Origin of the sequence: Treponema vincentii F0403, assembly GCF_000412995.1 — a bacterium.
Classification (GTDB): domain Bacteria; phylum Spirochaetota; class Spirochaetia; order Treponematales; family Treponemataceae; genus Treponema; species Treponema vincentii.
Genome location: NZ_KE332512.1, coordinates 296,611 through 321,043, shown reverse-complemented (window position 1 = coordinate 321,043; position 24,433 = coordinate 296,611). Strand labels below are relative to the sequence as shown.

Annotated in this window: 19 protein-coding genes and 1 tRNA gene; 8 read left to right on the top strand and 12 right to left on the bottom strand. The window is 45.8% G+C overall.

What is annotated here, in order from left to right; all coding sequences use genetic code 11:
* The first annotated feature begins 121 nt into the window (after positions 1-121).
* A complete protein-coding gene (locus tag HMPREF1222_RS01420; protein WP_244870093.1) occupies positions 122-1,342 on the top strand; it encodes an archaemetzincin in 1,221 nt (406 codons plus the stop codon).
* Between the two features lie 16 nt (positions 1,343-1,358).
* Here HMPREF1222_RS01420 and HMPREF1222_RS01415 read toward each other — a convergent pair.
* A tRNA-Val gene (locus HMPREF1222_RS01415) sits at positions 1,359-1,432 on the bottom strand.
* 82 nt (positions 1,433-1,514) lie between these two features.
* Here HMPREF1222_RS01415 and HMPREF1222_RS01410 point away from each other — a divergent pair.
* A complete protein-coding gene (locus tag HMPREF1222_RS01410; RefSeq protein ID WP_038076398.1) occupies positions 1,515-2,441 on the top strand; it encodes a ribonuclease Z in 927 nt (308 codons plus the stop codon).
* A gap of 7 nt (positions 2,442-2,448) precedes the next feature.
* On the opposite strand, the gene HMPREF1222_RS01405 is transcribed toward HMPREF1222_RS01410, so the two are convergent.
* The 11 genes from HMPREF1222_RS01405 to HMPREF1222_RS01355 form a co-directional block, all read right to left on the bottom strand.
* Positions 2,449-3,675, bottom strand: coding sequence for a fibronectin type III domain-containing protein (locus tag HMPREF1222_RS01405; protein ID WP_016517900.1), 1,227 nt, complete (start codon positions 3,673-3,675; stop codon positions 2,449-2,451).
* Positions 3,665-6,436 (bottom strand): FecR domain-containing protein, encoded by a 2,772-nt coding sequence (locus HMPREF1222_RS01400; protein WP_016517899.1) that lies wholly within the window; start codon positions 6,434-6,436, stop codon positions 3,665-3,667. The genes HMPREF1222_RS01405 and HMPREF1222_RS01400 overlap by 11 nt, the downstream gene beginning before the upstream one ends.
* Positions 6,402-8,306, bottom strand: coding sequence for an adenylate/guanylate cyclase domain-containing protein (locus HMPREF1222_RS01395; RefSeq protein WP_006189441.1), 1,905 nt, complete (start codon positions 8,304-8,306; stop codon positions 6,402-6,404). Before HMPREF1222_RS01395 ends, HMPREF1222_RS01400 begins: the two co-directional genes overlap by 35 nt.
* A gap of 280 nt (positions 8,307-8,586) precedes the next feature.
* Positions 8,587-10,062 carry an Asp-tRNA(Asn)/Glu-tRNA(Gln) amidotransferase subunit GatB gene (gene gatB, locus HMPREF1222_RS01390; RefSeq protein ID WP_016517898.1) on the bottom strand — a complete coding sequence of 492 codons (1,476 nt, stop codon included), beginning with the start codon at positions 10,060-10,062 and terminating at the stop codon, positions 8,587-8,589.
* A complete protein-coding gene (gene gatA, locus HMPREF1222_RS01385; RefSeq protein WP_016517897.1) occupies positions 10,059-11,519 on the bottom strand; it encodes an Asp-tRNA(Asn)/Glu-tRNA(Gln) amidotransferase subunit GatA in 1,461 nt (486 codons plus the stop codon). Before gatA ends, gatB begins: the two co-directional genes overlap by 4 nt.
* A 2-nt stretch (positions 11,520-11,521) precedes the next feature.
* On the bottom strand, positions 11,522-11,830 hold the full coding sequence (gene gatC / locus HMPREF1222_RS01380) for an Asp-tRNA(Asn)/Glu-tRNA(Gln) amidotransferase subunit GatC (RefSeq protein ID WP_232502135.1): 309 nt from the start codon (positions 11,828-11,830) through the stop codon (positions 11,522-11,524).
* A 90-nt stretch (positions 11,831-11,920) separates the two neighbouring features.
* Positions 11,921-14,293, bottom strand: coding sequence for a methyl-accepting chemotaxis protein (locus HMPREF1222_RS01375; RefSeq protein WP_016517896.1), 2,373 nt, complete (start codon positions 14,291-14,293; stop codon positions 11,921-11,923).
* A 105-nt stretch (positions 14,294-14,398) separates the two neighbouring features.
* A complete protein-coding gene (locus HMPREF1222_RS01370; protein ID WP_016517895.1) occupies positions 14,399-15,769 on the bottom strand; it encodes an MFS transporter in 1,371 nt (456 codons plus the stop codon).
* A complete protein-coding gene (locus HMPREF1222_RS01365; RefSeq protein ID WP_016517894.1) occupies positions 15,762-16,250 on the bottom strand; it encodes a SoxR reducing system RseC family protein in 489 nt (162 codons plus the stop codon). Before HMPREF1222_RS01365 ends, HMPREF1222_RS01370 begins: the two co-directional genes overlap by 8 nt.
* Before the next feature lie 36 nt (positions 16,251-16,286).
* Positions 16,287-17,204, bottom strand: a complete 918-nt coding sequence (locus tag HMPREF1222_RS01360; protein WP_016517893.1) for a TIGR00282 family metallophosphoesterase — start codon at positions 17,202-17,204, stop codon at positions 16,287-16,289.
* Positions 17,201-17,758: a tetratricopeptide repeat protein gene (locus tag HMPREF1222_RS01355; protein ID WP_016517892.1), complete on the bottom strand. Its 558-nt coding sequence runs from the start codon at positions 17,756-17,758 to the stop codon at positions 17,201-17,203. Before HMPREF1222_RS01355 ends, HMPREF1222_RS01360 begins: the two co-directional genes overlap by 4 nt.
* A gap of 186 nt (positions 17,759-17,944) precedes the next feature.
* On the opposite strand from HMPREF1222_RS01355, the gene HMPREF1222_RS01350 reads away from it, so the two are divergent.
* The 6 genes from HMPREF1222_RS01350 to HMPREF1222_RS01325 all read left to right on the top strand — a co-directional run bounded on the left by HMPREF1222_RS01350 (position 17,945) and on the right by HMPREF1222_RS01325 (position 24,082).
* A complete protein-coding gene (locus HMPREF1222_RS01350; protein WP_006189432.1) occupies positions 17,945-18,418 on the top strand; it encodes a chemotaxis protein CheW in 474 nt (157 codons plus the stop codon).
* 1 nt (position 18,419) lies between these two features.
* Complete coding sequence (locus HMPREF1222_RS01345; protein ID WP_016517891.1) at positions 18,420-19,442, top strand: DegT/DnrJ/EryC1/StrS family aminotransferase; 1,023 nt, start codon at positions 18,420-18,422, stop codon at positions 19,440-19,442.
* 9 nt (positions 19,443-19,451) lie between these two features.
* Positions 19,452-20,303: an NAD(+)/NADH kinase gene (locus HMPREF1222_RS01340; RefSeq protein WP_016517890.1), complete on the top strand. Its 852-nt coding sequence runs from the start codon at positions 19,452-19,454 to the stop codon at positions 20,301-20,303.
* Between the two features lie 21 nt (positions 20,304-20,324).
* Positions 20,325-22,016 (top strand): DNA repair protein RecN, encoded by a 1,692-nt coding sequence (recN, locus tag HMPREF1222_RS01335; protein ID WP_016517889.1) that lies wholly within the window; start codon positions 20,325-20,327, stop codon positions 22,014-22,016.
* 6 nt (positions 22,017-22,022) lie between these two features.
* Positions 22,023-22,823: a hypothetical protein gene (locus HMPREF1222_RS01330; protein WP_016517888.1), complete on the top strand. Its 801-nt coding sequence runs from the start codon at positions 22,023-22,025 to the stop codon at positions 22,821-22,823.
* Between the two features lie 65 nt (positions 22,824-22,888).
* The gene (locus HMPREF1222_RS01325; protein WP_016517887.1) at positions 22,889-24,082 is read left to right on the top strand and encodes an HD domain-containing protein; all 1,194 of its coding nucleotides are present in this window, start codon (positions 22,889-22,891) and stop codon (positions 24,080-24,082) included.
* Positions 24,083-24,433 lie beyond the last annotated feature (351 nt).

Below are 24,433 nucleotides of genomic sequence, written 5' to 3'. Positions count from 1 at the left end.
TACTTTTGGAACATCCCCGTCGAGTTTAAAATTAAGTCTTTATACAGCAATGACTTAATCTTAAACGTCGCATCTAAATCTAAGGAAACTCTCTCAAAACTAAAAAGAGAAGCAAAAAAAGATGAAAAGAGAAAATAAATACCGAACGATATTCGGCGTCATCACATTTTTTTTATTTTGTGCGTGTACATCAAATAACCGGTCAACTGCAAATAATCAGTCAATTGAAAAGCAGAGCAACAACCTACATGAATTAGAACGTCAAGCTGCGGAGCTTGACGGAATGTTCAATGTTTCTGCCCGGAAATATGTCGATGTCTATTTTACATTATCCGACATATATGCTGAAAAACAAGAATATGAAAAAGCCTATCAAACCGTTATCAAAGGATTACAGCTCGATTCATCAAACTACTTCTATCAATATAGAGCTGCTTATTTTGAATTTTGTCTTAAAAAATATAGAGAAGCTTTTGAGCGTCTCCAATATATATTGACAGCCTGTAATGATTCATCAATCATACAGTGCTGTACTGAGCTATTGGCAAAGTTTCCGAATACGCCTCTTGAAAAAGAGACCGTCCAACCGATGTATGCAAAATCAATACTTGTCCTCGTATTTCCCAATGCACACACATTGGCAGCCGATGCAGTCGCAGAACGAATACGGCAAGATTTTAAACTATCAGTCATCAAGGAGTATATCGATGTTCCTGAAAGCACTGAGCATACCAGAGACACCCTTGATGCATATATACGCGAGTACATCACCCAATTATACGAGAAGCACAGCGAAACAGAACTTGCACCTATTTTGGAAGAAATAGGATTGACAAAAGATGATTTAAAAGAAAAACAGAACAGATTATTATTTATGAAATATGCCTTTATCCAATCGGGATATGACCGGAAAGATTGGGAAGATTTTAATCGAGAATATACGATGCAATATGATGCAAATACTCTTATACGACAAATAAGACAATATACAAAGCAAAAACTTACCAACCCCAATATTATCGGAGTGTTGGCTATTACATCAAAGGATATTTACTCCGGTGAAGATAATAATAACTTTCTGTTCGGGTTATATGACCGGCATATCGCTATTATGAGTTTGCACCGCTTTATCACCCCCGAAGCAAAAAACAGCGTTATTATAAACCGTGCTGTGATGCAGGGACTGGCCTCTGCCGGACACCTCATCGGTATTCCACGCTGTTCAATAAAAGGCTGCGCACGAGCTTATGCACATTCGCTTGCGGAACAAGATACAAAACAGACGTCACTTTGTTCGGAATGTATTAGGAATATTAATACGGTATACCAATCGTTCGATTAGACATTATGCGGAGAGATGGGCAATGCTGGAATCGAACCAGCGACCCCAAGCGTGTCATGCTTGTACTCTAACCAACTGAGCTAATTGCCCGCATATAATAAATAACGGAGTAGAGTTTATCTTATTTTACTATTTACGTCAAGCCCCAAAATCGGTATACTGTTTTCCATCTATGAATCTTGAAGCGTTTATCTTGGGCTGCGGAGGCATGATGCCTTTACCGTACCGTCATCTTACTTCGGTACTGCTTCGCCGTGAAGGCGACCTATTTCTTTTTGATGCAGGGGAAGGAACTCAAGTTTCCCTGCGCCGTCTCAATCTCCGATGGAAAAAAATCAATACTATCTTTATCAGCCATACCCATGCGGATCATGTAACGGGACTACCGGGCATACTGATGTTATCAGCACAGGTTGATCGTGATGAACCGCTCTACATTATCGGGCCGCCGAAAATTAAAGAATATATCGAAACAAGCAGACAAGTTCTCGATATGTATATCAATTACGAAATCATTATCAAAGAAATTACCGAACCCGGTATCGTATATAAAACCGACGAGTTTCAAGTGCGGGCGTTCTGGCTTGAGCATACGAAACCCTGCCTCGGATATGTATTTGAAGAGTTCCCGCGTCCGGGAGCTTTTGATCCCGAAGCTGCACGCAGGCTGAATGTTCCGTGCGGACCGCTATGGTCAAAGCTGCAGGCAGGAATAGCGGTAGAAGCATCGGACGGCACTGTCGTGGAAAGCAGTCAAGTACTCGGCCATCCCCGAAGCGGCCGGAAATTCAGCTTTGTAACCGATACGAAATATCTTCCTACCATCGCTCCGGAAGTGGCAGGATCGGACTTCTTAGTATGCGAATCCATGTTTGAAAAAGGTATGGAACAAGACGCTGCCGAAAAAAAACACATGACCTGTACACAGGCTGCTCGAATTGCACGGGATGCTGCAGTGAAAAAGATGGCACTTATCCACTACAGTCCCCGTTATACGGATTATGACTTAAAGCAGCTTTTAAAGGATGCACAGGAGATATTCCCCAATACGGTGTTATCAAAGGATCGGATGGTAGAAGCCATCGAATATCAGGATTAAGTACTTTCTAAAATTCCCATCCGATACCCAACTGCGGTTGAATAATATATATAGGGAAGCCGTTTCCCTGTCTGATTGGGATAACGTGGTCAACATTGAGTTCAATATAGAGCTTCTTGTATACATACACATACAAAGCTGTACCGGCATTAAACGTCAAGCCCCAATACCATGCCTTATTGCTCGTTATGTTTTCCGCCGCATCATAGGAAAACTGGGTATTTACCAGAAAAGCAGCTCCCATACCCGCATGAACGTCAAATACCAGCCGGTGTTTAATAATCGATACAAAATATGCTGCATTCAGTTGAGCAAATAACAAACCGCTCGTTAGCGTATACCCATTGGTTTTATTTTTTAAATAAGTACCGGAGCCGGTAAAATTAACCCCGAAATTGCCGTAAAACCGCTTTATCGGAACAACTGTCAGCCGTATACCGCCTGCCAAAGGGGCAATATTCGTATTGAAATATTCTTCCTTTCCTAATATCCGGTTGCCGATAAAACCGTTAAAAACATAGTCAGCTGAAATAAATACATCCAGCGGTTTTTGGAATCGGAATACAATATTTTCTTTTTCTGCCGACAGATCGCTCGGATCAACCGCTGCAAATGTATAAATTCCCGGGTTTGCCCTCATAAAATCAAAAGTAACAACCGCATGAGTACCGTTATCTTTTAATTCCGTAATAGTTCCGCGTAAAACGGATCCGCTCAAATTATTCGTAAGAATAAAAGAGGTTTCTTCATGGAAATTTTTACCGGTTATGGTAAGCGTCTGGTCTTCGAGCTCATCAAAGTTGATAACTTGAGGAGAAACCGCAGTAACTTCCGGCTGATACGCAATACGGATAGCAAAGTTACGATACTCGCTTGCATCTTCTTTTTGCCCTAGAAGATTTATAACCCGTACACGGAAACGGTAATCTCCCGGCGCTAAAGAGACATCCGCATAATTGGTTTTTACGGTCTGTTTATCAATTAAGCGCCACACTTTCGTTTTTTTATCCTGTTGTTCAAGTTCGAATTCAAAGCCTAAAATATCATCCAATTTTTCCCAAGACAAACGCTGGACAAGTGTGACGCCCTGATCGGTCTCTTTGAGAAAATAATTTTTCTTTTCATTCCCTGCTTTTTTTACTTCCTGCACGGAGGGGGCAGCTTCTTGAGCGGACAATGGGATAAGGCTCAACAAAAGAACACCGGCAAGTAGCAAACCGTGCTTATTTTCCATATAGAACTCCCGTTTCATCCGTCGATACCGTTCTTCCCTTAGGAATATCTATTTGGAAACGTAAACGTGCGGCAGTACCGTTTTGAAATACCTTTCCGTTACTTAGCCGCCGTTGTGCCACCACTTCTGCAGAGAAGGTTCCGGGAGATAAGCGTGCAATATCTTTAAAACTTACAACCGGCTGTCCGGCGCTGTCCGCACGGATATCGGCTGTAAATATTGAACGCCCGGAAGAATCGGAAAGTTTAAACCGATAGTGGGTTGCATCCGGTACTCTATTCCATCTAAAATCGATACTCCGGTTCGACTTAAAGAAAGAAGCATTAAGCACTTCATCCGCTTTTGGGAAATTAAATGTAACCGGCGGCAGCGGCGGTATCGGCAAAACGGTAAACGTAAACCGTTTGCGTGATGAAATATCAAATCCTTCCGGTACGGCGGCCTTTACTTCCCATGTATATCGTCCCTGTTCAAGCGGAGGAGCTTGAATTTCCACAGCAGGGTCGGATACGTCAAAAACGGGATTTGCAGTACCTGATTTCCGCAATATTAACCTTGACGAAGCCGGCGGCACCATCGTTTGCCATTCAAAGGTAAACGGATGAAGCGCGGCCTCAAGTCCGTCTATTCTTGCACCGTCTGCAGGATATAACAGTTCTACCGGTTTTAGATGCTTGAGTACAAAGTTATGATCGACAGCTAAGCCGTAGCGCCGCGTTGACGTTATAGAAGCGGAAGCAAATCCTTGGATGCTAATGCGGTAGTTGCCATCTAAGACACGTTGTAAAGCAATCTCCACTTGAGTTTCGGTAATAAATAAATTTTCGTATAAAGGAGAATCTTCATCACCGATTTTTACAATGCGAACCTGATAATAATCCGCACCCTTAACCGGAGACCACACAAATTTCGTTTTTCCTTCGGGGAAGACAACTATCATGCTTCCGATATCGAATAAATTCGGTTTTCCCAACGGAGACGCAATCGTAAACTGCTTGGGTTCCGCTTTTAAGAGGCCTGCCGCACTATCAGCGACAACCCGCCAATACCATCGTCCCTGCGGTAAAGAAATGCCATCAATACCGTTACCCGATGTTTTTACATCGACGGCAAGCGTAGCAAAATCCTCAGAAGCGGATACTTGAAAGTGTTTCTCCGTTTCAACATTCGTTTTCCATGTAAAGCGTGTGTCGGGACAGAGAGTATCCGCAAGCACATATCCGCTAGGCGGGAAAATACCGCGCAACGTATAATCGGTATTAACCGTTTCAAATTTAACCGGCGCCGTCGCGGGCATCTCGGTGCCTTTTGCATCAATACCTGACACCGTCCAGTAATAGTCGCCGTTGGGAAGCAGCGCGGCTGCATTATCAAGCTTAAAAGAATTCGATTCAACGATGGTATCAACTACGATGGTCTTCATTTGAGCGTCTTTCGCAACTCTCAACCGATAAGACTTCGTCTCGGAGATATTTTTCCATGCAAAAGACATTTCTTTTCCCTGCGCCGTTTCCGCCGTCGCTTGCGGGAACAATATCTGAGCAGTTTCCGTTGCAATAGCTTGTTTCTCTATATGAAAAAAAGCTATTTTCGAGGTTTCCGGTGCATTTTCAGCCCCGATAAGGTAACGGGGCGTAACACGCCAATACCATGTTCCTTCAGCAAAGTCCGATAAGGTAAGCGACTGTGTATTGACAAAACGGCTCAACTGAGGGTCTTTCAGCTCGGGATTGTCGGAAACTTCCAACAAATAAGACGCAACGAGAGAATTACCTTCCCATAAAAATCGGATTGTAGGTGGAGTTGTCGTATAGGTATACTCCGCATCAACCGCCGGCTCCAACAAGACGGGAGCGGGAGCGTCGATAATATTGACCTTACCCGATTGTACATTAACATCGGATGTTCCGGCAGTAGAAGAATAAAGTCTCCAATAGAATGATTGGTTTTGCTTTGCGAGTGTGTAGTCGGTTAAACCGGTAACCGTATAGGCCTGTGTTGCTTCGGAAAAACTGCTGAACGGTGAGGTTTCCAGTATTAGATCTTCACCGGCAGGTAAAGAACTGTACCATTGAAACGGTACATCTACACCGTTTCCGCTCTGTTTGAGCAGCTTTACGCTTTTTCCGGGGCTTACCATTACCAACGGGGTCTGTACCCCTGTCTGCATAACGGCGCCTTGCGTTAAGACCTCTGCCTTTTCCGCACCGTCTTGTCCGGTAACGGCGGCTTCACCTTTTTCTACAATTAACTGAAGGTTCCCCTCGCCGCTTTTATCGGCACGGAAAGATGAGCCCTTAGAAATCTTTGCCGTAGTGTTTTCCGAGCTGACCAGCATATTGGAAGAATCGGAGGTTTCAACCGACACGAGCCCGCTCGTCAAATCGATTCGGGATTCTTCATTATTAACGAATACTTGAATCATCGTACTCGAACCGAGTTCAACGACATTGCGGTCAACAAAATACAGCGTTGCCTCAGCTTCGGGGGATGTACGTATGGTATCGCCGTTGTAAACGGGAGAATTCTGCTGCGGGTGATCCCAGACAGCACGGTCAAGAAATTTACGCTGAACCGATTTATACTTAAAGGTTACGGTTGCAACAGGTGTCTTATCGTTACGTGAAAAAGTTCTGTTTAAATTTTTCACAAACAAAAACGAAGAGGCAAAAATCACTAGAAGAGACAAGACAACGACGGAAACATCTGCGCCGACATTGGTAAAACTAGGATTGGATCTTGTATTTTTTCTCGTCTTCATTAAGATTCACCTTTGCAAAATCGGGAATGGGAATACCCAATACGTTTCTAATCTGGTTAAGGCTTGTCGGACCTTGTTCTCCTGCCCCCGGAATACCTTTTTCGTTGGGCATATTAATGACCGCAAACATACGGAGCGGTTTCTCTTTTCCTTTTACGGTAACCGACGGCATCTCTTCTACGAGCACCTCATCATGCACAAGCTTATACGTGTATTCGGTGATAAGAATATCGGTTCCCATCGGCTTATTCAAAGCCTCCGTTCGGGAAGCAAGGTTTACCGCATCGCCGATAACCGTATACTCCATACGCTTTTGAGATCCGATTTGTCCGGCAACGACAGGACCCGAATTAATACCGCACCCGATACGGATAATCGGCTTTTTATCCCCTCCCCGTCCGCGGTTAAATTGCATAAGCGCAGCCCGCATACGGAGCGCTGCACGGATACAATTCAATGCATCTTGGCGAGGAGAGCCTGAACTTGTCGGCGCACCCCATACAGCCATAATCGCATCGCCGATAAATTTATCTACAACGCCGTGCGTGTCGTTAACGCATTCAACCATCTGCGTCATATATTCATTTAAGAAACCGACAACTTCAAACGGTTCGAGCTTTTCCGAAATAGCGGTAAACGAACGGATGTCAGAAAAGAAGATTGTCGTTTCCTTAGTTTCGCCGCCGAGTGCCAACCGACCCTGCGCGGCAAGCTCCGCAATTTCCTTATTGATAAACCTGCCGAACGAATCTTTGAGCCGTTCCCGCTCTGCAAGTCCCTTGCCCATCTGTACGAAACTGGACGTTAAAAGCCCAACCTCATCATGCGTTTTCGGTTTTAGGTCAAGCTCATATTCGCCCGCTTCAATTTGATGAGCAGCAACGGTCAACAGCTTAATCGGCGTACTGATGCTTTTTGACAAAAACCACACGAACATTGCCGAAAGGGCAAGAACCGCTATACTCAAATAGAGATTCCGCTTCGCCGTATCGTTGACGGGCTCAAGCACCTGTGCAGCTTCGGCTGTAGTAAGAACCGCCGCATCGCCGAGCGAAAGCCGTGTGTACGACCCGAAGTATTTTTTACCTGCCTCATCTTCAAATAACATCTGCCGGTTTGTATCGCCGTTTTCCCGCATCTGCTTAAAAAGAGCGAAAGAGGACACGTTCGTACCGTTGCGGATAAGATCGAAATCGGGATGGATAAGCACATCACCCGTATCGTTTACCAGATAGGTTGTCTGCAATGTTCCTTGCCCGAATCCGTCGGAAAGCTTTTCTGCAGAAAAGAACACGGCAAGCCCTTGGGCAAGGCCTTTTTCTTTATACGGATAAAATAAGACGAGCATCGGCTGATTAAAAAGCGGAGCGGCATTGAGGATTTTCATAATTCCCTGCTCGACCTGACCCGCAGCCTCCCGTTCCTGTTTTAAAAATGTTTCTACCAATGAAGGATCAAGCTCATGGGATAAAAAGAATGTCGTATTCAGTAATGTACGATCGACACCGTCAGGACGCCGCGAATCGGTAACAAGGACGGCGGCAACCGAAGGATTCCGTTCAAAATAAAAGGTTGCAGCCTGTTTTGCAAAACTGCTTGAACTTTCAGCCGTATTGATAAGATCCAAAAGCAAAAAAGCATTTGCTCTAATAGAAGAGAGTTCGCTTTCAACGGAATTTGCAGCTTGCGCGTTCACCGTTCGGTTGTTTTCTTCGGCTGTAATTTGAACATCTTCACTGCCGAATAATGTTACCAGCAGCGTAATAGCGCCAAGCGCAATGATGAGCAAAACGGAAATCATGATAACCAATTTCGCGCCTATAGGAAAACGTACCTTTTCCTGTTGATTTTTTTCTTTTTGTTCCGACATCTAATGCTCCGCATTCGGATTTGGGATGATTAACATTGCCGGAGAAGCAAAATCATCTCTCCGTCTCTGCTCCATCATCAAATCCTTACATTATTATATTATATTACATTATACTCTATAATTCTATTATAACTTTCTAATTACTGCAAGATTTTTATAAAAAGAAATATGCACGCCCTCAAAAAGAACCATGGTTACCGTATTTTATATACATAATCATCTACAAGGCCTTAGCACTCGCTAACAATCATCGTTTTTAGCGAGTGCCGATTATTACTTTTTATAACGCCGCAAGTTTTTTTTGTACCAATTCCGTAGTCTGATTGGGATTCGCCTTGCCTTGCGACTTTTTCATCACCTGCCCCATCAGCCATCCGGCAACATTGGTTTTGCCTTTTTTCCAGTCGGCGATAGCTTGAGGATTGGCCGCAAAGACCTCGTCTACCAGTTTTTCGATAGCGCCGGCATCGCTTACCTGCGTCATGCCCCTGTTTTTAATGATCTGCTGCGGATGTTCGCCGCTTTCCATCATTTCTACAAAAACATCCTTTGCCTGCTTACTGGTAATAGTCTGTGCATCGAGTGCATTCACCAATTCGGCAATATGATCGGAACCGAAAGGCAATTGCTCGAGCCCGATATGCTTTTCGTTCAATACTGCAAGAACTTCCGCAAGAACCCAGTTGGCAACTTTTTTGGGGTCTTTCGTCTTAACGGCGGCGGCTTCGAACCACTCCGCCAAACTTCGCTCGGCTGTAAGCGTTTCCACATCGAATTGAGAAAGTCCGTACTCTTTCTTAAACCGTTCCCGTTTTGCTGCCGGTAATTCGCCGACGGTTTTACATACCGAATCGATATATTCTCTGCTCAGTACAAGCGGGGGAATATCCGGCTCACGCATAAATCGGTAGTCCAGTGCGGAGTTTTTTGTCCGCTGGATAACCGTCTTACCGCTCGGTTCGTCCCACCCCATCGTGCGCTTAAAGTCGGCCGAATATTCCTGCCGATCCGTTTTAAACTCCTCAAGCTGCCGCTGAACCTCATACGCACACGCATCGCGCACCGTTCTAAACGAGTTCATATTCTTAATTTCGGAAATAGGCGTACGGTATTCTTTGCCGTTTTCAAATACTTTCAGGTTGATGTTTGCATCGCAGCGCATCGCCCCTTCTTCCAAGTTACCGTCGGTAACGCCGATAAACTTTAAAATTTCCCTAATCGTCTGCATATATTGCGCCGCTTCTTCAGGGCTTTTCATATCCGGTTTGGATACGATTTCTATAAGCGGAACCCCGCAGCGGTTATAATCTACATAGCTATGCGATCCTTCAATATGAAGACTTTTACCGGCATCTTCTTCAAGATGGATGCGTTCAATTCGGATTGTCCGCATCTCGGGTGCTTCATTGGGAGACGCCATGTTGATTTCAACCTTGCCGTTTTCGCAAATCGGTTTATCGAATTGCGTAATTTGGTACCCTTTCACTAAGTCGGGATAAAAATAATGCTTACGGTCAAATTTACTGAATTCATTGACGGTGCAGCCGAGCGCAAAACCGGCCTTAATGCCGAGTTTCACATATTCGTCGCTGATAAACGGCAAAGCTCCGGGCAACCCTAAACATACCGGACAAACACGCGAATTAGGCATTCCTCCGTAACGGTTTTCGCAGGAGCAAAAAGCTTTTGTCTTTGTTAACAGTTGGCAGTGAATTTCACAACCGATTATTACTTCGTAGGATAATTCCGAACTCATACCTGTGCCGCCTCCAACGTTTTTGCTAAGCGCAAAATTTTCTCTTCGGAAAGTTTTGCGCCCGCGATTTGCATACCGACCGGACGGCCGTCTTTTGCCTTCCCCGCAGGTATCGATAAGGCCGGAATGTGCGATAAATTCACAAATGTAGTAAACAGATCGGAAAGGTACATTGCCATAGGATCGTCTACACGCTCTCCAAGTTTAAAGGCAGGCGTAGGCGCAGTAGGACAGAAAATAAAGTCGTACTGCTGCAAAATCGCACCAACTTCTTTTTCCATACGGGCGCGGACACGGAGCGCGTTTTCATAACAATCACCGGATAGGTGATGGGACAATACATAGTTTCCGGTTATGATACGCCGTTTTACTTCCCGTCCAAATCCTGCAGAACGGGTAGCACAGTACAGCTCGTCATAGCCTTTTCCCGGATCTTTCCGCAAACCGTAACGGATACCGTCAAAACGGGCAAGATTGCTTGAAGCTTCGGAAAGGGCGATAACATAATACATCGCAATCGAAGATTCCAACACGGGAATTGAAACGGGATCTACCTGCACACCTTTTGAAGTAAACCATGTACGGAATTTTTCAAATATTGCCGCAACATTCGCATCCAACCCCTTTGCTTGCGTAAATTCGACCGGCAATGCAATACGGAGTTTTTTCAGTTCGCTGCCGGTATAAGTTTCCAAACGTGCGCAGGGAGAAAAATCATGCCGGACGCTCGTTTCATCGTGTGAATCGGCGCCGCCTGCAATAGAAAGGCCTAAACCGATATCATCGACACAGCGGGCAAAAAGCCCCACTTGATCGAGCGAAGAGCCGAATGCAACTACACCGTACCGGCTGATAGCGCCGTAGGTGGGTTTTAAGCCGTATATTCCGCAGTATGAGGCCGGGAGCCGAACGGAACCGCCCGTTTCCGTGCCAAGTGCAAAAGGAGCCTGAAACCCGGCAACAACCGCTGCGGAGCCACCCGAACTACCGCCGGGAGTAAGACTGCGATCTACCGGATTGCGAGACGGCCCATATACCGAATACTCGGTGGAAGAGCCCATCGCAAATTCATCCATATTCGCCCTACCAATCGGTATTGCCCCTGCTTCTATTAAACGGGTAATAACCGTCGCATTATACGGAGCTCTATAGCCTTCCAATATCTTGCTGCAGCACGTACAGAGTTTTCCGCGCATGGAAATATTGTCTTTCACTGCAAAGGGAAGCCCTAAAAGCGGCTTTCCAGCCGTCTTACCTTCTTTTCGCAGCGCATCGGCTTTTTCTGCTTGTATTTCCGCGTCATCGAAAAATTCAATAAATCCGTGCAGCGGTGTCGATTGCTTTTCATCCGCCTGATATGCTGCCTTTAATGCGCGGACTATATCAACGGAAGTTACCGCCCCTTCTTCCAAGTACGTTTTTAATTCGGCTAAACTTGCCGTACAAATATCCTTCATGATTACACCCCGCTCCCAAGAACTTTAGGTACACGGAAATAGCCGTCCATATATTCGCTCGACATTTTTTTCAAATCCGATTGCGTTATACCGGCCTCAATAGTATCGCTGCGCAGTAATCCTTGCGAAAGCATTGCCGCGTTGTCCGCCTCCGCAGGCACATCATACTTTTTAAGAATATCAAAATATTCAACAATTTGACCAACCTGTCCGGCAATAGACTCCATGTCGCTATCGTTGGAAGAAAGGCGAGAAAGATAGAGTAAATTGTCAAATACTTCAGGAGTAATTTTACTGTTTTGAGCCATCATTTTTCCTTAATCCATAAATATTTAAGGGGAATCTCAAAACATCGAAGTTTTAGAGATTCCCATTATTTTTAAGAAATACCGAAAATGAAATTAGATTTCAGGAACTTCATTTTCATCAGGGACCGTTTCCCGATTCTGAAAAGATAAACGATTTAAGCGGCCGATAATTTCCCGTGTTTGTTCCTGCGATTCCGCCGTTTTTGAAAAAATACGTATTAAGTTGGTAATATTGTCAAGCATTGAATCGATTTCTGCATTAACTCTTTCCGTTGCCTTTGTTAAGCGGCCAAAGCTGGAAACCGTATTTTCACGTGTTTCAATTATGCGGCTATTTTCGTTCTTTAACGCCGTCATTTCTTCCAATACTTCCTTCAGCGTTTGCTCCATACGGGTAGTATGAGCATCCGTATGTCCGATAAAGGTTGCGATTTCCGCGAGCATGTGTTCAAAGTCCGTCACCTTATCGCTAATATCGGCAAAACTCTGAGCTAAAATATCCGTAGCAGAAGCGGTTTCGTCGATGGAAGCAGTAATCTGCTTAATAATTTTTCCGGTTGAATCCGATTCCGCAGATGCCCTCTCAGCCAAATTCCGGATTTCTTCGGCAACAACGGCAAATCCCTTTCCCGCATCTCCGGCATGCGCTGCTTCGATAGCAGCATTCATTGCGAGCATATCCGTCTGCTCGGCGACCTGTGTTATCAACTGGTTGGTTTCAAGCAAAACAGCGGAACGGGTAGTAATATCGGATATTGTCTTGGTCATCTTTGAAAAGTTCGTCTTACCGACTTCATTCGCTTGGAAGATATTCATAAAGTTATCTTGAATAACCTTGAATTTTTCCGTCAGCAGCTTCGTGTTTTGGATTAAGTCCATAAGCTTATCCATTGCATCCTTTGATTTTTCACTTTGCTGCGTAATTTGAGTATCCAAGCCTTCAAGGAAAGTATTTAAATGATTAGTATTGGTTTCCGTATCGATCAAACTCGTTTTCTGTGAGGATACCTCTTCGAGTACCAACTTAATATAGCTTGAAATTTTATCTACATAGGACTGAGCGCTATGCATATTCGAAGTCAGTACGGTATCTTCGTTTGCCAAATCTTCAATAACTTTTTTAATTTCGGTGATAAATGTACCCAATTGACCGGAAGAAGCAATGACTTTATCACGCATCAATTCGCTCTCTCGCTTTTCAAAATAGAATATTCTTGCGAATGAGACAGCTTGAATCAGCAGGAAAAAGAGAAGCCCAAAGGGAAGCATTGCCGGCGTTTGAATAATATCCATTCCCTCAAGGATATCGATCAAGGCGGTAATTGTCAGTACGGCAAAGCCGGTTGCAATGAAAGATGCCTCTTTTTCTTTTTTATACATCAACCGGATGATAAGATAGAGAAGGTATACAACCTGCAAAATACAAATCATTTGGTGTATAAAGAGAAACGATGTAAAAAAAGCACCTTTTGTAACAAGCGTCAAAATCCCGTACAACACCCCTTCTGCTACCCAAACGATAACAATAATCTTATTAATATATTTCTTATAAAGCGCATAAAAGTACAGGATGACAGGAATTGAGACCGTTGCAAAGCTGAAATAGTCCATACGAAGCGCTGTCATCCAAGAAAAACCGAATAAATCGCATCCGATCATCGTCCCTGTTGAAAGTATTCGTATCATAACGATAAATACAAGCAGGGTAAAATACAAAATACTGATTTCTTTTGATCTGAAAATAAACAATATCAAATGGTAAAGACCGAGCGCTAATGCAAAGCTGAAAATCATTGCTTCGATAAGCTTACGCTGATATATCGACGATTCGATGACGGATGTTTTATTAAGAATAACAGGATTGTATATACCTTGTTTTTTGTGATCAATACTCTTTATTTGAATCAAAAGATCGATCTGCGTTTCGCCTGAGGGTAAGACAAAACAAGAAGATTGCGCATCCGTGAGTTTTCTTCCGGAAGGATTATATGCGTCAAGTTGCACACTGTTTGCAAATACGGTCAGCGAAGGGAACCTGTTTTTCAGATACAGCGAAAGAGAAGGCGCTCCTTTAGGCAACAGCAGTCTTATAGCATATGTCGCATAGCCGTTTGAAGGATATGCTTTCCCCTGTCCCGCTGCTTTAGCAGTCCAAGAGGACGGTACCGCTATATAGTCTGACGGTTCTTTCCAATCTTCCAGAAATTCGTTCCAGAAAAAGCCGTAAGTACCGTTAAGCGACACTTTTCCCTTGGTATCAAAATTCCAGTTTCGTAAATCGATTACGCCGCCTTGTACCGTAGGTGCAGTTTCTGCATAGACAGCCATGCCGCTTCCCAAAAAAACAAACGCCGCTAATACGGCGGAAAAAAGACATTTTTTATGATGGACAGCTTTTTTAAACAGTGAACCGAGACGAACCGCTTCGGTATATTTTTCACCGGGATGAGAAATTAATTCTTTCATGCTGTAATTCTCCATACTGTATGCCGTTATCACAAGGGCATGACAAACCATCCCTGTTATAAACCGGCTATTTTTAATACTATCATTATAAACTAAAAGTATGAATTATGCTAGCGCCTTTCTTTTTTTATCGATAGGATAGAAACGGATAAGTATAAACCCCAATAAGCATGCAGCGGCAGCAATCGGTCCGGCGATAAGCCTGATGGCAAAAATCGTTTGAGGAGACTGAATTGTATCCGCATGATAGCCCGCAGCGCTGAGAATTAAACCTGAAACACCGGTCGAAACAGCCTGTCCGAGCTTACTGGCAAAGGTCCACACTCCGTAATAACAGCCCTCGTTGCGTACCGTATCGGGCTGCCACGCAATCGCATCGGGTAGCATTGCCCAAGGAGTGGCAAAGGCGAAACCGACCCCTATTCCTGCGCATACGAATGAGATTGCAAGACCGGTTACGCCGATACGGTGCCCTATAAAAAAGATAACCATAGTAGAAACACACAACACGGCAAGTCCGGTACGGTACGAAAAATTTTTTCCCAATAGATTTGAACATTTCGCCGCAATAGGAATTGAAACAATCGCCGTTATCAGCAACAGTCCCATAATCATGCTTGATAGAGATTCCGCTCGGTAAATGTATTTAAGGTAATACACAACCATTCCCTGTAAAAAATTGAGCGCGGTAATATGCAATACAAAAACCGCTAAAAGCACCGTATATGCGGAATTTTTAAACACCGAACGGTAGGAAGCAAAGAACGCGTTCGCCTTCCCCGTACTTGTTTTCGGCGGTACGGCAGACTCTTTCACTGAAAAAAAAGTGATAAGCGTTGTTACCAGAATAATACCGCCGATAACGGCGCCTGCTGCGGAGAATCCCGATGCTTTGGATGGAAATATATTGACAATCGGCATGACGATGACAGCTCCCATTATCGTACCGATGCCGGCACATAAAAAACGATATGCATTGAGTGAGGTTTGCTCGTTATAATCGGAGGTTAATTCGGGGGTCAGCGCCGAATACGGAATATTCACAAGAGTCATGGCCGTGTTCACTAGACAGAGCATCAGCAATGCCCACCAAAACAGCGCCGTTTGTGCGGTAAGCGAAGGCTTGGTAAAAAACAGCCAGAGCGAAAGGCCGAACGGCAACGCTCCGAATAACAGATACGGCCGGCGCCGTCCGAAACGGGTGCGGGTATTGTCGGAAAAAAAGCCGACGATAGGATCGGTCACGGCATCCCATATTTTTGCCGTCATAACGGCGATTCCTGCAAGAGCGGGTGCAAGGTACACCGTATCGGTGAGATATGTCAGCGTCCAAAACCCCATAGCCGTAAAAAATAAATTTCCACCGATGTCGGCAATTCCAAATCCGATTTTTTTCCGTACCGGAAGCCGGGCTTCGGCTAAATGTACCTCCGTGATCGGAACATCAGCGGTATCGACAGTATTTTTTTTATTCATAGACGGTAACAATCTGCGGAAGAGCCCGCTCTTTTAATATTCGGCTAATCCCGAAAGCGATAGCGGCGCCTGCCGCAAGCCCTGCGGCGATACCCGCAAGCGCAAGCGGCTCGCTTCGAGTCCGTAAAAAGATTGCAGTAAAAGCAGATGCTGCAAGGATAAGCGGAATGCCGACTGCGCAAAGCCCCTGAAAGCGCGCCGCCTTTTCGGAAACAAATACGCCGACCTTATTTCCGATCCACAGATCCTTTCCCGAAACATTCAACGCATTAACAACATTGCCCTGTACCGCAAGTAAGCCTTCCGCATCGCTTTTTCCGCACGCATGGCAGCCGCCTCCGCATGACGGACAGCCACCGCGGCTGTCGGTAGATTTAATTGAGCAGAGATCCGCTTCGGGAGTATCATATTGAACGGTCGCAATTTGCATACCGTTCCGTTTTGTTATCGGCATACGTATAATTCTTCCTGTTTTTTCCATAACACCCTCCAAAATCAAATAAATCGGCAATGCCTGCTACTCCGATACATGAGGCGCCGTAGCGGACGGAACTTCGATACGGACGCGTTCTATCGAATGGGCGCCGCCCGCCCCGTCCAATTCAATAACCAGCCCCTGAACACAGACCCGCTGCCATGTCTCTTGAGGATATTCAAAAAGACCGGTACGGTACTCCCGTATCTTGCCGGACGGGGCATGTCCGCCGACGGAGTCAAAGCTGCCGGTTCGCCCCGCATCAGTGATATAGGCGGTTTCTCGGTTTTGCCGCCCGCCGTTTTTTCCGCTTTCTGCAGATGCCGTTTGCATCGCGGCCGTGTCGGTATATTCCGCTGCGGCAAAACCGGCGGATAACCCGCATTCGGCGGACATCAGCCGCTCGTCGGCTGTGGCGGCGCCCGTACCCGATCCGATCAATGCGGAAACCTTCCCTGCAAGGAAAAACGCCATAGTTTGTTTTTCGGCGGTAGCGGTTGAAGAAAAATCAACCATGATAAAAGGCGTTTCTCTTTCTATGTCGGGCAGAATCCCTTGCATCAGAGTAAAGGGGTTGTCGGCCAAAAGCCGGTGGTGCCCTACCCGTCCCAAAAGCGAAATAACCGCAAGTTTTTCTCCGCTTCGGGTTGTAAAAGAGCGATACCCTTTCCCAGGGCTTTGCTCCGGTAGATTGCAAGGACGCAGCACAAAAGGCATCTGCGGAAGATTTTCAACCAAATCTTTCTTCTGAAAGATCCAATCGCCGCCGGTGATGCATTCGATTCCCATCTTCTTTAGATAACCGGCATGTTGTTTACCAAGCCCGCCGGCGCCGGTCGCCATACCGGCATTTGCAATAATAAAATCGGGATGATAGCGGTTCTTAATCTCCGCAATATTTTTTTTAACAGCCCATACGCCTACTTTACCGGTAATTTCGGCGATATAAAAAATTCTCACAGTCTGTCCTGCTTTTTTACCGGTGCTTTCGGCGTTGTTAAAGCCATTCTATCGATTATTTTAGAACATTTTCTTGCAAGCGTTTTATACCCCAGCATCGTATATGTGTCGCGCAAATTAAAAAGCGTATCTTCAGACTCGGGATCGAGGGTCAGAGCGGATTCAAAGGCACGGCGGGCTTGTTCATATTTTTCTTCATTAAAAAGGAGCGTACCGTAATTATTCCAAATTCGGCCGTTTTCAGTCTCCAGCTCAAGTGCCTTGGTATATGCAAGCCGCGAAGCTTCCATTTCGCCGGTTTCATGGAGCACAACACCCAGTGTATCCCAGATATCGGCATCAAAGGGATTGCAACGCGCCGCCTGATAGAGCGCATAGAGAGAATTATCTTTATCATCAAGCGCATAGTAGCTGAGTCCCAAATTAAACCACATCAAACTGCTGTACGGTTCAAGCTGTAGGCCGCGCCGCAGGCACGCTATTGCTTCGTTATGGCACCCCTCGGCGGCAAGCATTACTGCACTGTCGTTAAAAAAATCAGCTGTCTCTTGCATAGTGAAAATATATACTATTTTATAAAAAACGACAATCTTTTAAATTCTCCGGGAATGCCGAAAAAGCACTCAATTTTTGCGACATTTCCATATTCACGAGTCCTATCGCCATGCTTGAAAAAAGTTAAAAATTATAGTATCTTTAACGCACACGTTCGGCGTTATCAATTTTAGTGGAGGATAGATATGGCGATTACTGACGCGCAGTTTCAACTGGTAACCTTTCAGCTCGGTGAAGAGCTTTACGGTGTCGATATAATGGATGTAAAAGAGATAGTAAAGGTTCAAGAAGTCCGGCAGATCCCGAATGCACCGTATTATGTCGAAGGTTTTTTCCACTTGCGGAACGAAATTATACCGATTATTAGTTTACATAAGCGCTTTCATCTTAAAAAAGCGGATTTAGACGGCGACGATGAATATTTGGGAGGATTTATCATCCTTAAAATCGGCAAATACAAAATCGGTATCGTAATAGACCGCATTGCTCGTGTCGTTATGGTACGGCAGGAAGATGTTCAGCCTCCCCCTCAGATGATTACCGGTATCGGTACCGAATACATCAATGGGGTTATCCGCCAAGATTCGGGATATTTAATCCTCTTGGATATCCGCAGATTATTTAATCCGAAAGAATTACAGAAACTCACCTCTTTCTAAGATGCCGATACCTGTTTATAGCTCTACTATCCGCCGTTCGGAAATGGATGCAGTGCTCACCTGTATGGTCGAAGAAAAAATCGGCCCGGGAGAGATGAATCAAAAACTCATAAAATTGGTGCGCGAGCTTTACGCAGCCGAGGGCGCGCTTGCATTACGCAGCCCGGCGATGGCCTTGGTGTATGCGCTGAAAATGTTCGATCTCCCCGAAAAGGCTGGCGTACTATTATCGGCGCTCGCGCCTTCGTGGCAGTATATCGAGGTGCAGCGGAACGGTTTTACGCCGATTGTCTTGGATGTCGATCCGTTAACCGGTTTGGTTACGCTTGAAGCGGTTGAAGAAGGCATTAAACAGGGCGGCAGAGTGCTGGTACTGCATGAAACGCTCGGAAATCTGCCCGATATGGAAGCGTTTTCCGCTCTTTCCGTTCCGATTATAGAAGATATTTCTCAAAGCGCAGGCGCCTTATACGGCGAAAAACGGGCGGGAACGTTCGGATCCTTTGCAATATTGGGGTTGGAAGAGCGCGACATTTTAACGGGCGGCGGCGGCGGTATACTGATTGCTGTAGAACGGCGCAATGCCTCTGTGTTAAAGAACATGGCGGAAACAATTCCGGTAACCGACTTTTTACCCGACATCAATGCATCCCTTGCCTTTGTGCAGCTTAAAAATATGGAAAAAAATCTCCAGCTCCGCGACGAAATGCGGGAACTGTATCTCCGTGCACTTTTACAGACACGGCATAAGCCGTTGGTCTTTTCCGAAGCAGTGCGCAATCCCGTTTATTCTTTCCCGGTAATACTGGAAAGCGGTTTTAAGGACGTAAAACAATATGTCAACCGCAAGGATATAGAAATAGAACTTGCATTCACCAATTCAATCGCGGATTTTTTAAAAGAAGAAAATAAATGCATCAGTGCGGCGTCTCTTTTGCTGCGGACGGTGCTTTTTCCGCTCTACCCCCGGCTGGGGCTTAATAACGCAGCAAAGATTGCAAAGGTACTGGGAACACTGCCGTAACGGACGCGTATGCAAAAGAATGCAATCATCATCCTGACAACCTATAAACCGCACACAGCGGAGATATCCAAAGAACTGCTCGCTTTTTTTCACGAAAACGGCATTCGAGCCGACATCTACGAATATGACGGCCTACCCCCTGCAAAACCGATCCGGAAACGGTATGATTTTGCTGTCAGCCTAGGGGGGGACGGTACGGTGCTGTTCGCGGCGCGGTACTGTGCGCCTAAAAAAATACCGGTGTTTCCGATTAATCTCGGTGAATTCGGCTTTATCGCCGGAGTTGAGCAGACACATTGGAAACAGGCGCTCAGCGAATACCTTGCAGGCAATGCGGAACAGCATGAACGACTGATGCTCTCCACTGCCGTGTACCGCGAAGACAAATGCGTCGGCGCTTTTGATGCGCTCAACGATGTCGTGGTTTCGGGAGACGGCATTGCAAAGCTTGTCAACCTTGCACTCTCGTTTAACGGCATCTCCTTCGGCGTCTATCGGGCGGACGGCGTTATCGTGTCAAGCCCGACCGGTTCAACGGCATATTCGGCAGCCTCCGGAGGCCCCATCATGGATCCGACGGTTGCAGCCTTTGTAGTTACGCCTATTTCCGCGTTTTCGCTGTCGAATAGGCCGATTGTGCTGCCCGCTTCCGGCACCATGCGTATAGAGGTTTTGCATAATCGCCAAAAAGATGTTATTGTATCTATAGACGGACAGGAGCTGTTTCCGCTCTGCGAAGGCGACAAAATCGATATTAAGATGTCGCGGCATCGGTTAAAACTTATCGGATGCTCGCCGGAGACGTTTTATACGGCGCTCCGGTCAAAATTGGCGTGGTCGGGAAGTATGCTGCAGGAGTAAGCCTACAGCACGGAGGTTGATGTGCTCGAAACCATTTCGGTAAAAAATATTGCGCTTATCGACGAGCTTTCTCTCGATTTTAACGCTCATCTCAATGTACTGTCGGGAGAAACCGGCGCGGGAAAATCCATTTTGATCGGAGCGCTCAGCTTTTTGCTCGGCGGAAAAGTTACGGCGGATATTATCCGGACGGGTACTGCAGAAGCGGCGGTGTCCGGGACTTTTTACCTTGCCAACACCCATCCCGAAGCTGCCGCATGGCTTAATGAACGGGGAATCGAGCCGGAAAACAACAGGATACTGTTACGGCGTACGCTGAAAGAAAACGGACGCGGCAGCATCTGGATTCAAGATGCCCAAGTGTCCCGTTCCGAGCTTGAAGAATTTACCTCTTTTTTAGTTGACATCCACGGCCAGCACGACCATCAATCTCTTTTTAAAACAGCGGAACACCGCCGCTTCTTGGATTCCTACGCAGGTATCCTCGATGAGGTACGCGAATTCAGCGTCCTTTACACCCGCCTCGCCGAAATAAAAGCAAGGCTGGAAACGATACGCCGTTCCGAAAAAGAGCGGACAGAACGGACCGATTATCTCGCGTTTGTTATCGACGAAATCGATAACGCCCGCTTACAGCCCGAAGAAGACGAAACGCTTGAGGCGGAAGAAACAAAGCTTTGCCAGTATGAAAAGCTGTACGAGCAGGCCGATGCGCTGCAAAACCTGTGTACGCAGGAACAAGGAATCGTACCGCAGCTTAAACGATTGCAGCATATTAGCGAGAGTGTTACCGCTATCGACCCCACGGTGCACGAATATGCCGAACGCATAGAAAACGCTTATTACGAAATGCAGGATATCGGCGAATTTTTCAGCTCCTATCTTTCAAAGCTCGTGTTTGACCCAAACAGGCTGGAGCAGGTACAGGAGCGGCTTTCCCTTATCAATAAGCTCAAGAAAAAATACGGCGCAACCATCAAGGATATTCTCGCCTATCGGGAGGCATCACAAGCGGAACTGGATTCCCTCGGTGAAAGCGAACAGGATAAGACCGCGCTGGAGAAGGAAATCCCCGCGCTTGAATCAAAGCTTTTTGCTGCCGGTACCGCCTTGTCTCAAAAGCGGAAAACTGCGGCAGCAGAACTTCAGCGGAAAATTCAAGACACCCTCACCCGTCTCGGCATGCCTAAAGTGGTATTTACCGTGCAGGTTACGGCGGCCGAACCGAACGGAAACAAGCAGATTGCCGGTATGTACGGATTCGATTCGGTGGAGTTTTTAATCAGCACCAATCCGGGAGAACCGGTCAAGCCGCTCAATAAAATAGCGTCGGGGGGCGAACTTTCACGCGTGATGCTGGCACTGAAGACCGTCTTGACGGCTGCCGATGAAGCGGATACCCTTGTGTTCGATGAAATAGACACCGGTATCGGCGGAGAGGTTGCCCGTACCGTCGCGGAACACCTCAAGAGTTTAGCCGGTAATAAACAAATACTCTGTATTACACACCTTGCGGTTATTGCCGCTGCTGCCGATACTCATATTAAGATATTGAAGATGCAATCCGACAATGCAAGCCGCACATCTGCTCAAACAATAGACGGAGAAGCCCGCATTGAAGAAATTGCACGGATGCTCGCAGGTGATGAGGTTAGTACCGCTTCACGTATTCACGCAAAAGAGTTATTATCAAGGTATGGAAGCATAGGATAGCGCGATATGGATAATCCACAGCAGGGAACAAACGTATACGAAGAAAAGCTCCGTTACTATCAGGAAGAAATCGATCAAATACTCAAACAGGAAAAAGCGATGGCAGAGCTCACCGCAAAAGGTCCTGAAGGTGGCATGTATAAAAAGATCATGCTTGTCGATGAATTGATATACATGGTAACGCTCTATTTGGCAAAGTATCAAATAGCGGTTTCTTTTTTAGGTAAGAAAAATGAAACAATGCTCAACGAAGCTCGAAAGGCAATCTATAAGGTCATTATCAACCTTGAAGAGATTGTTTCAAACTTTATCGACGCTCCTTTTTCCGACTATGAAGAAAAAGTACGCAAGATTGAGCACGTGCCTCAAAAACAGCGGTTTTATTTGATCCGGAAATTAGGTTTAGTGATAGATCTCGTAATTCGGGCATACAGCGATAACACGAAATGGAAGTGGTCATTTGTAGAAATACAAGGACGGTACGCAACGGTCGCTAAAAACATCCTCGATTTAAAGGATAGCGCGGAAACAGGTTTTGATCCTCATTCACCCGACTACGAAAGCACGATGTTCCATCTCAAGCTGGTAAAAAAGCTGTTACTGCAGGCGGCCGATCAATACCGTGCACGGTACGAAACGGTAACTTCCAGTATAGAAGATTTCAGGCTTGCCATTCAATATTTGGAGGCTGCCCGGCGTATGCATATCCTGCTGAATGAACGGAGCGCCGCAGAAGAAGTAAAACGGCAAATCGGAATATGGTCGGATAAAATGGAAAAGGATTTACAGCGGCGGAAAAAAGCATAGGGCGTCTCTAAAAATTCAGTTAGATTTTTAGAGGTTCCCTTTAGACAAGCGGGAGCAAAATAAAAATGTTCAGTAAAGAAATAGTATTCAAACTCTTTGAAGCATTTTCCATTCAGCGGTGGAATGATTTAGTCCGCCCCTTCGATATCGTTGAAATGGACAAGACCGCGGAAAAAATGTTCCTTAGCTTTATCATCGGTAAATATGAAGAAAAGAGCGGCAAGACGGTTAATTGGCCTACCATTATTAACCATTCGTTCTTTGAACTGCTGCGCCGCATCGCACTATGCGACATGAAGTCTCCGGTGCAGCGCATCATCCGCTCGGAATATCCCGAAGAATACAAAAAACTGAACCGCTGGGTGCTCGATAAATACAAGACGATTATCACCGACCCGCTGTTTCTTGACGAATTTGCTGCCTACCTCTTCGATCCGGTTGACCCTACGGACATAAGCTTCCGGGTACTGCGCGCCGCACATAAATACTCGGCAATGCGTGAACTCGATATGATCCGTATGGTGAACGAGCCTTTCCGGCTTACCGAAATCGATAAATGCTTGGAAGCGGACATTGCCGATTTTATGGATTTAAAGGGATTGCAGCTTTTGACGGCGAAGCAGCAGCCGTACTATTTTATTACGGAAATTGAAAAACTGCGGTTCCAAACCCGTTGGAACCAGACACCGCGGGTTCCGGCCACAACGGTACTCGGGCATTCATACTTTGTCGCCGCGCTGGTCTTTTTAATGACACGCACGCTTAAACTGCCGCCGTATCGGCTTTCGATTAACTTTTTTGCGGCGCTGTTTCACGATTTACCGGAAGCGGTTACCCGCGATATTATCTCTCCGGTAAAACAGGCCACCGATCGGCTGCCCGAAGTGGTAAAGCATATTGAAGACGAAATCGTCGCGCAGGAGCTGCTGCCGCTGATGGACGAATATTACCGCGAAGAGGTGCTGTATTTTATTCAGGATGAATTTGAAAACCGTATTAAACTGAACGGTGAAACCCGCCCTGTAACAAGCGAAGAGCTGAATACAACATACTCGGCGCCTGAGTTTTACGGGATTGACGGTAAACTGATCCGCGTGGCAGATCACATAGCGGCCTTTGTAGAAGCCGATAGTTCCATCAACTTCGGCATCCGCTCCGAACAGCTGGAAGAAGGCAGGGTAAACATCCTGCAGCACTACGGCAAAAACACCGTCATCAACGGCTTTTCGCTAGAAAGCTTTTTTGAATCATACCGCTAAATAAAGCGTGTACATAAGTGGAGTGTAACAGAGAACCGCCCCGGAATTATTTCAAGCGGTCGCCATCCATCCTTGGGGATGTCTCAAAAGTTGGTTACTTTTTCGACATCCTCGCGAGTTTAAAATTAAGTCTTTATACAATAATAACTTAATTTTAAACATCGCACTTAAATCTAAGGAAACTGTCAAAAAACTGAAGTTTTTGGACAGCCCCTTTATTTTAACGAAAAGGGTAATCTATCCGGACAAATAAGAATCGCAGGATAAGTGAGGCCGTGAGACCATTTGAACCGCGAAGAGGTTCAACTCTGGTCGAATGGCCTCACTTATCCTGCGGGGTGTTAAAGAGAC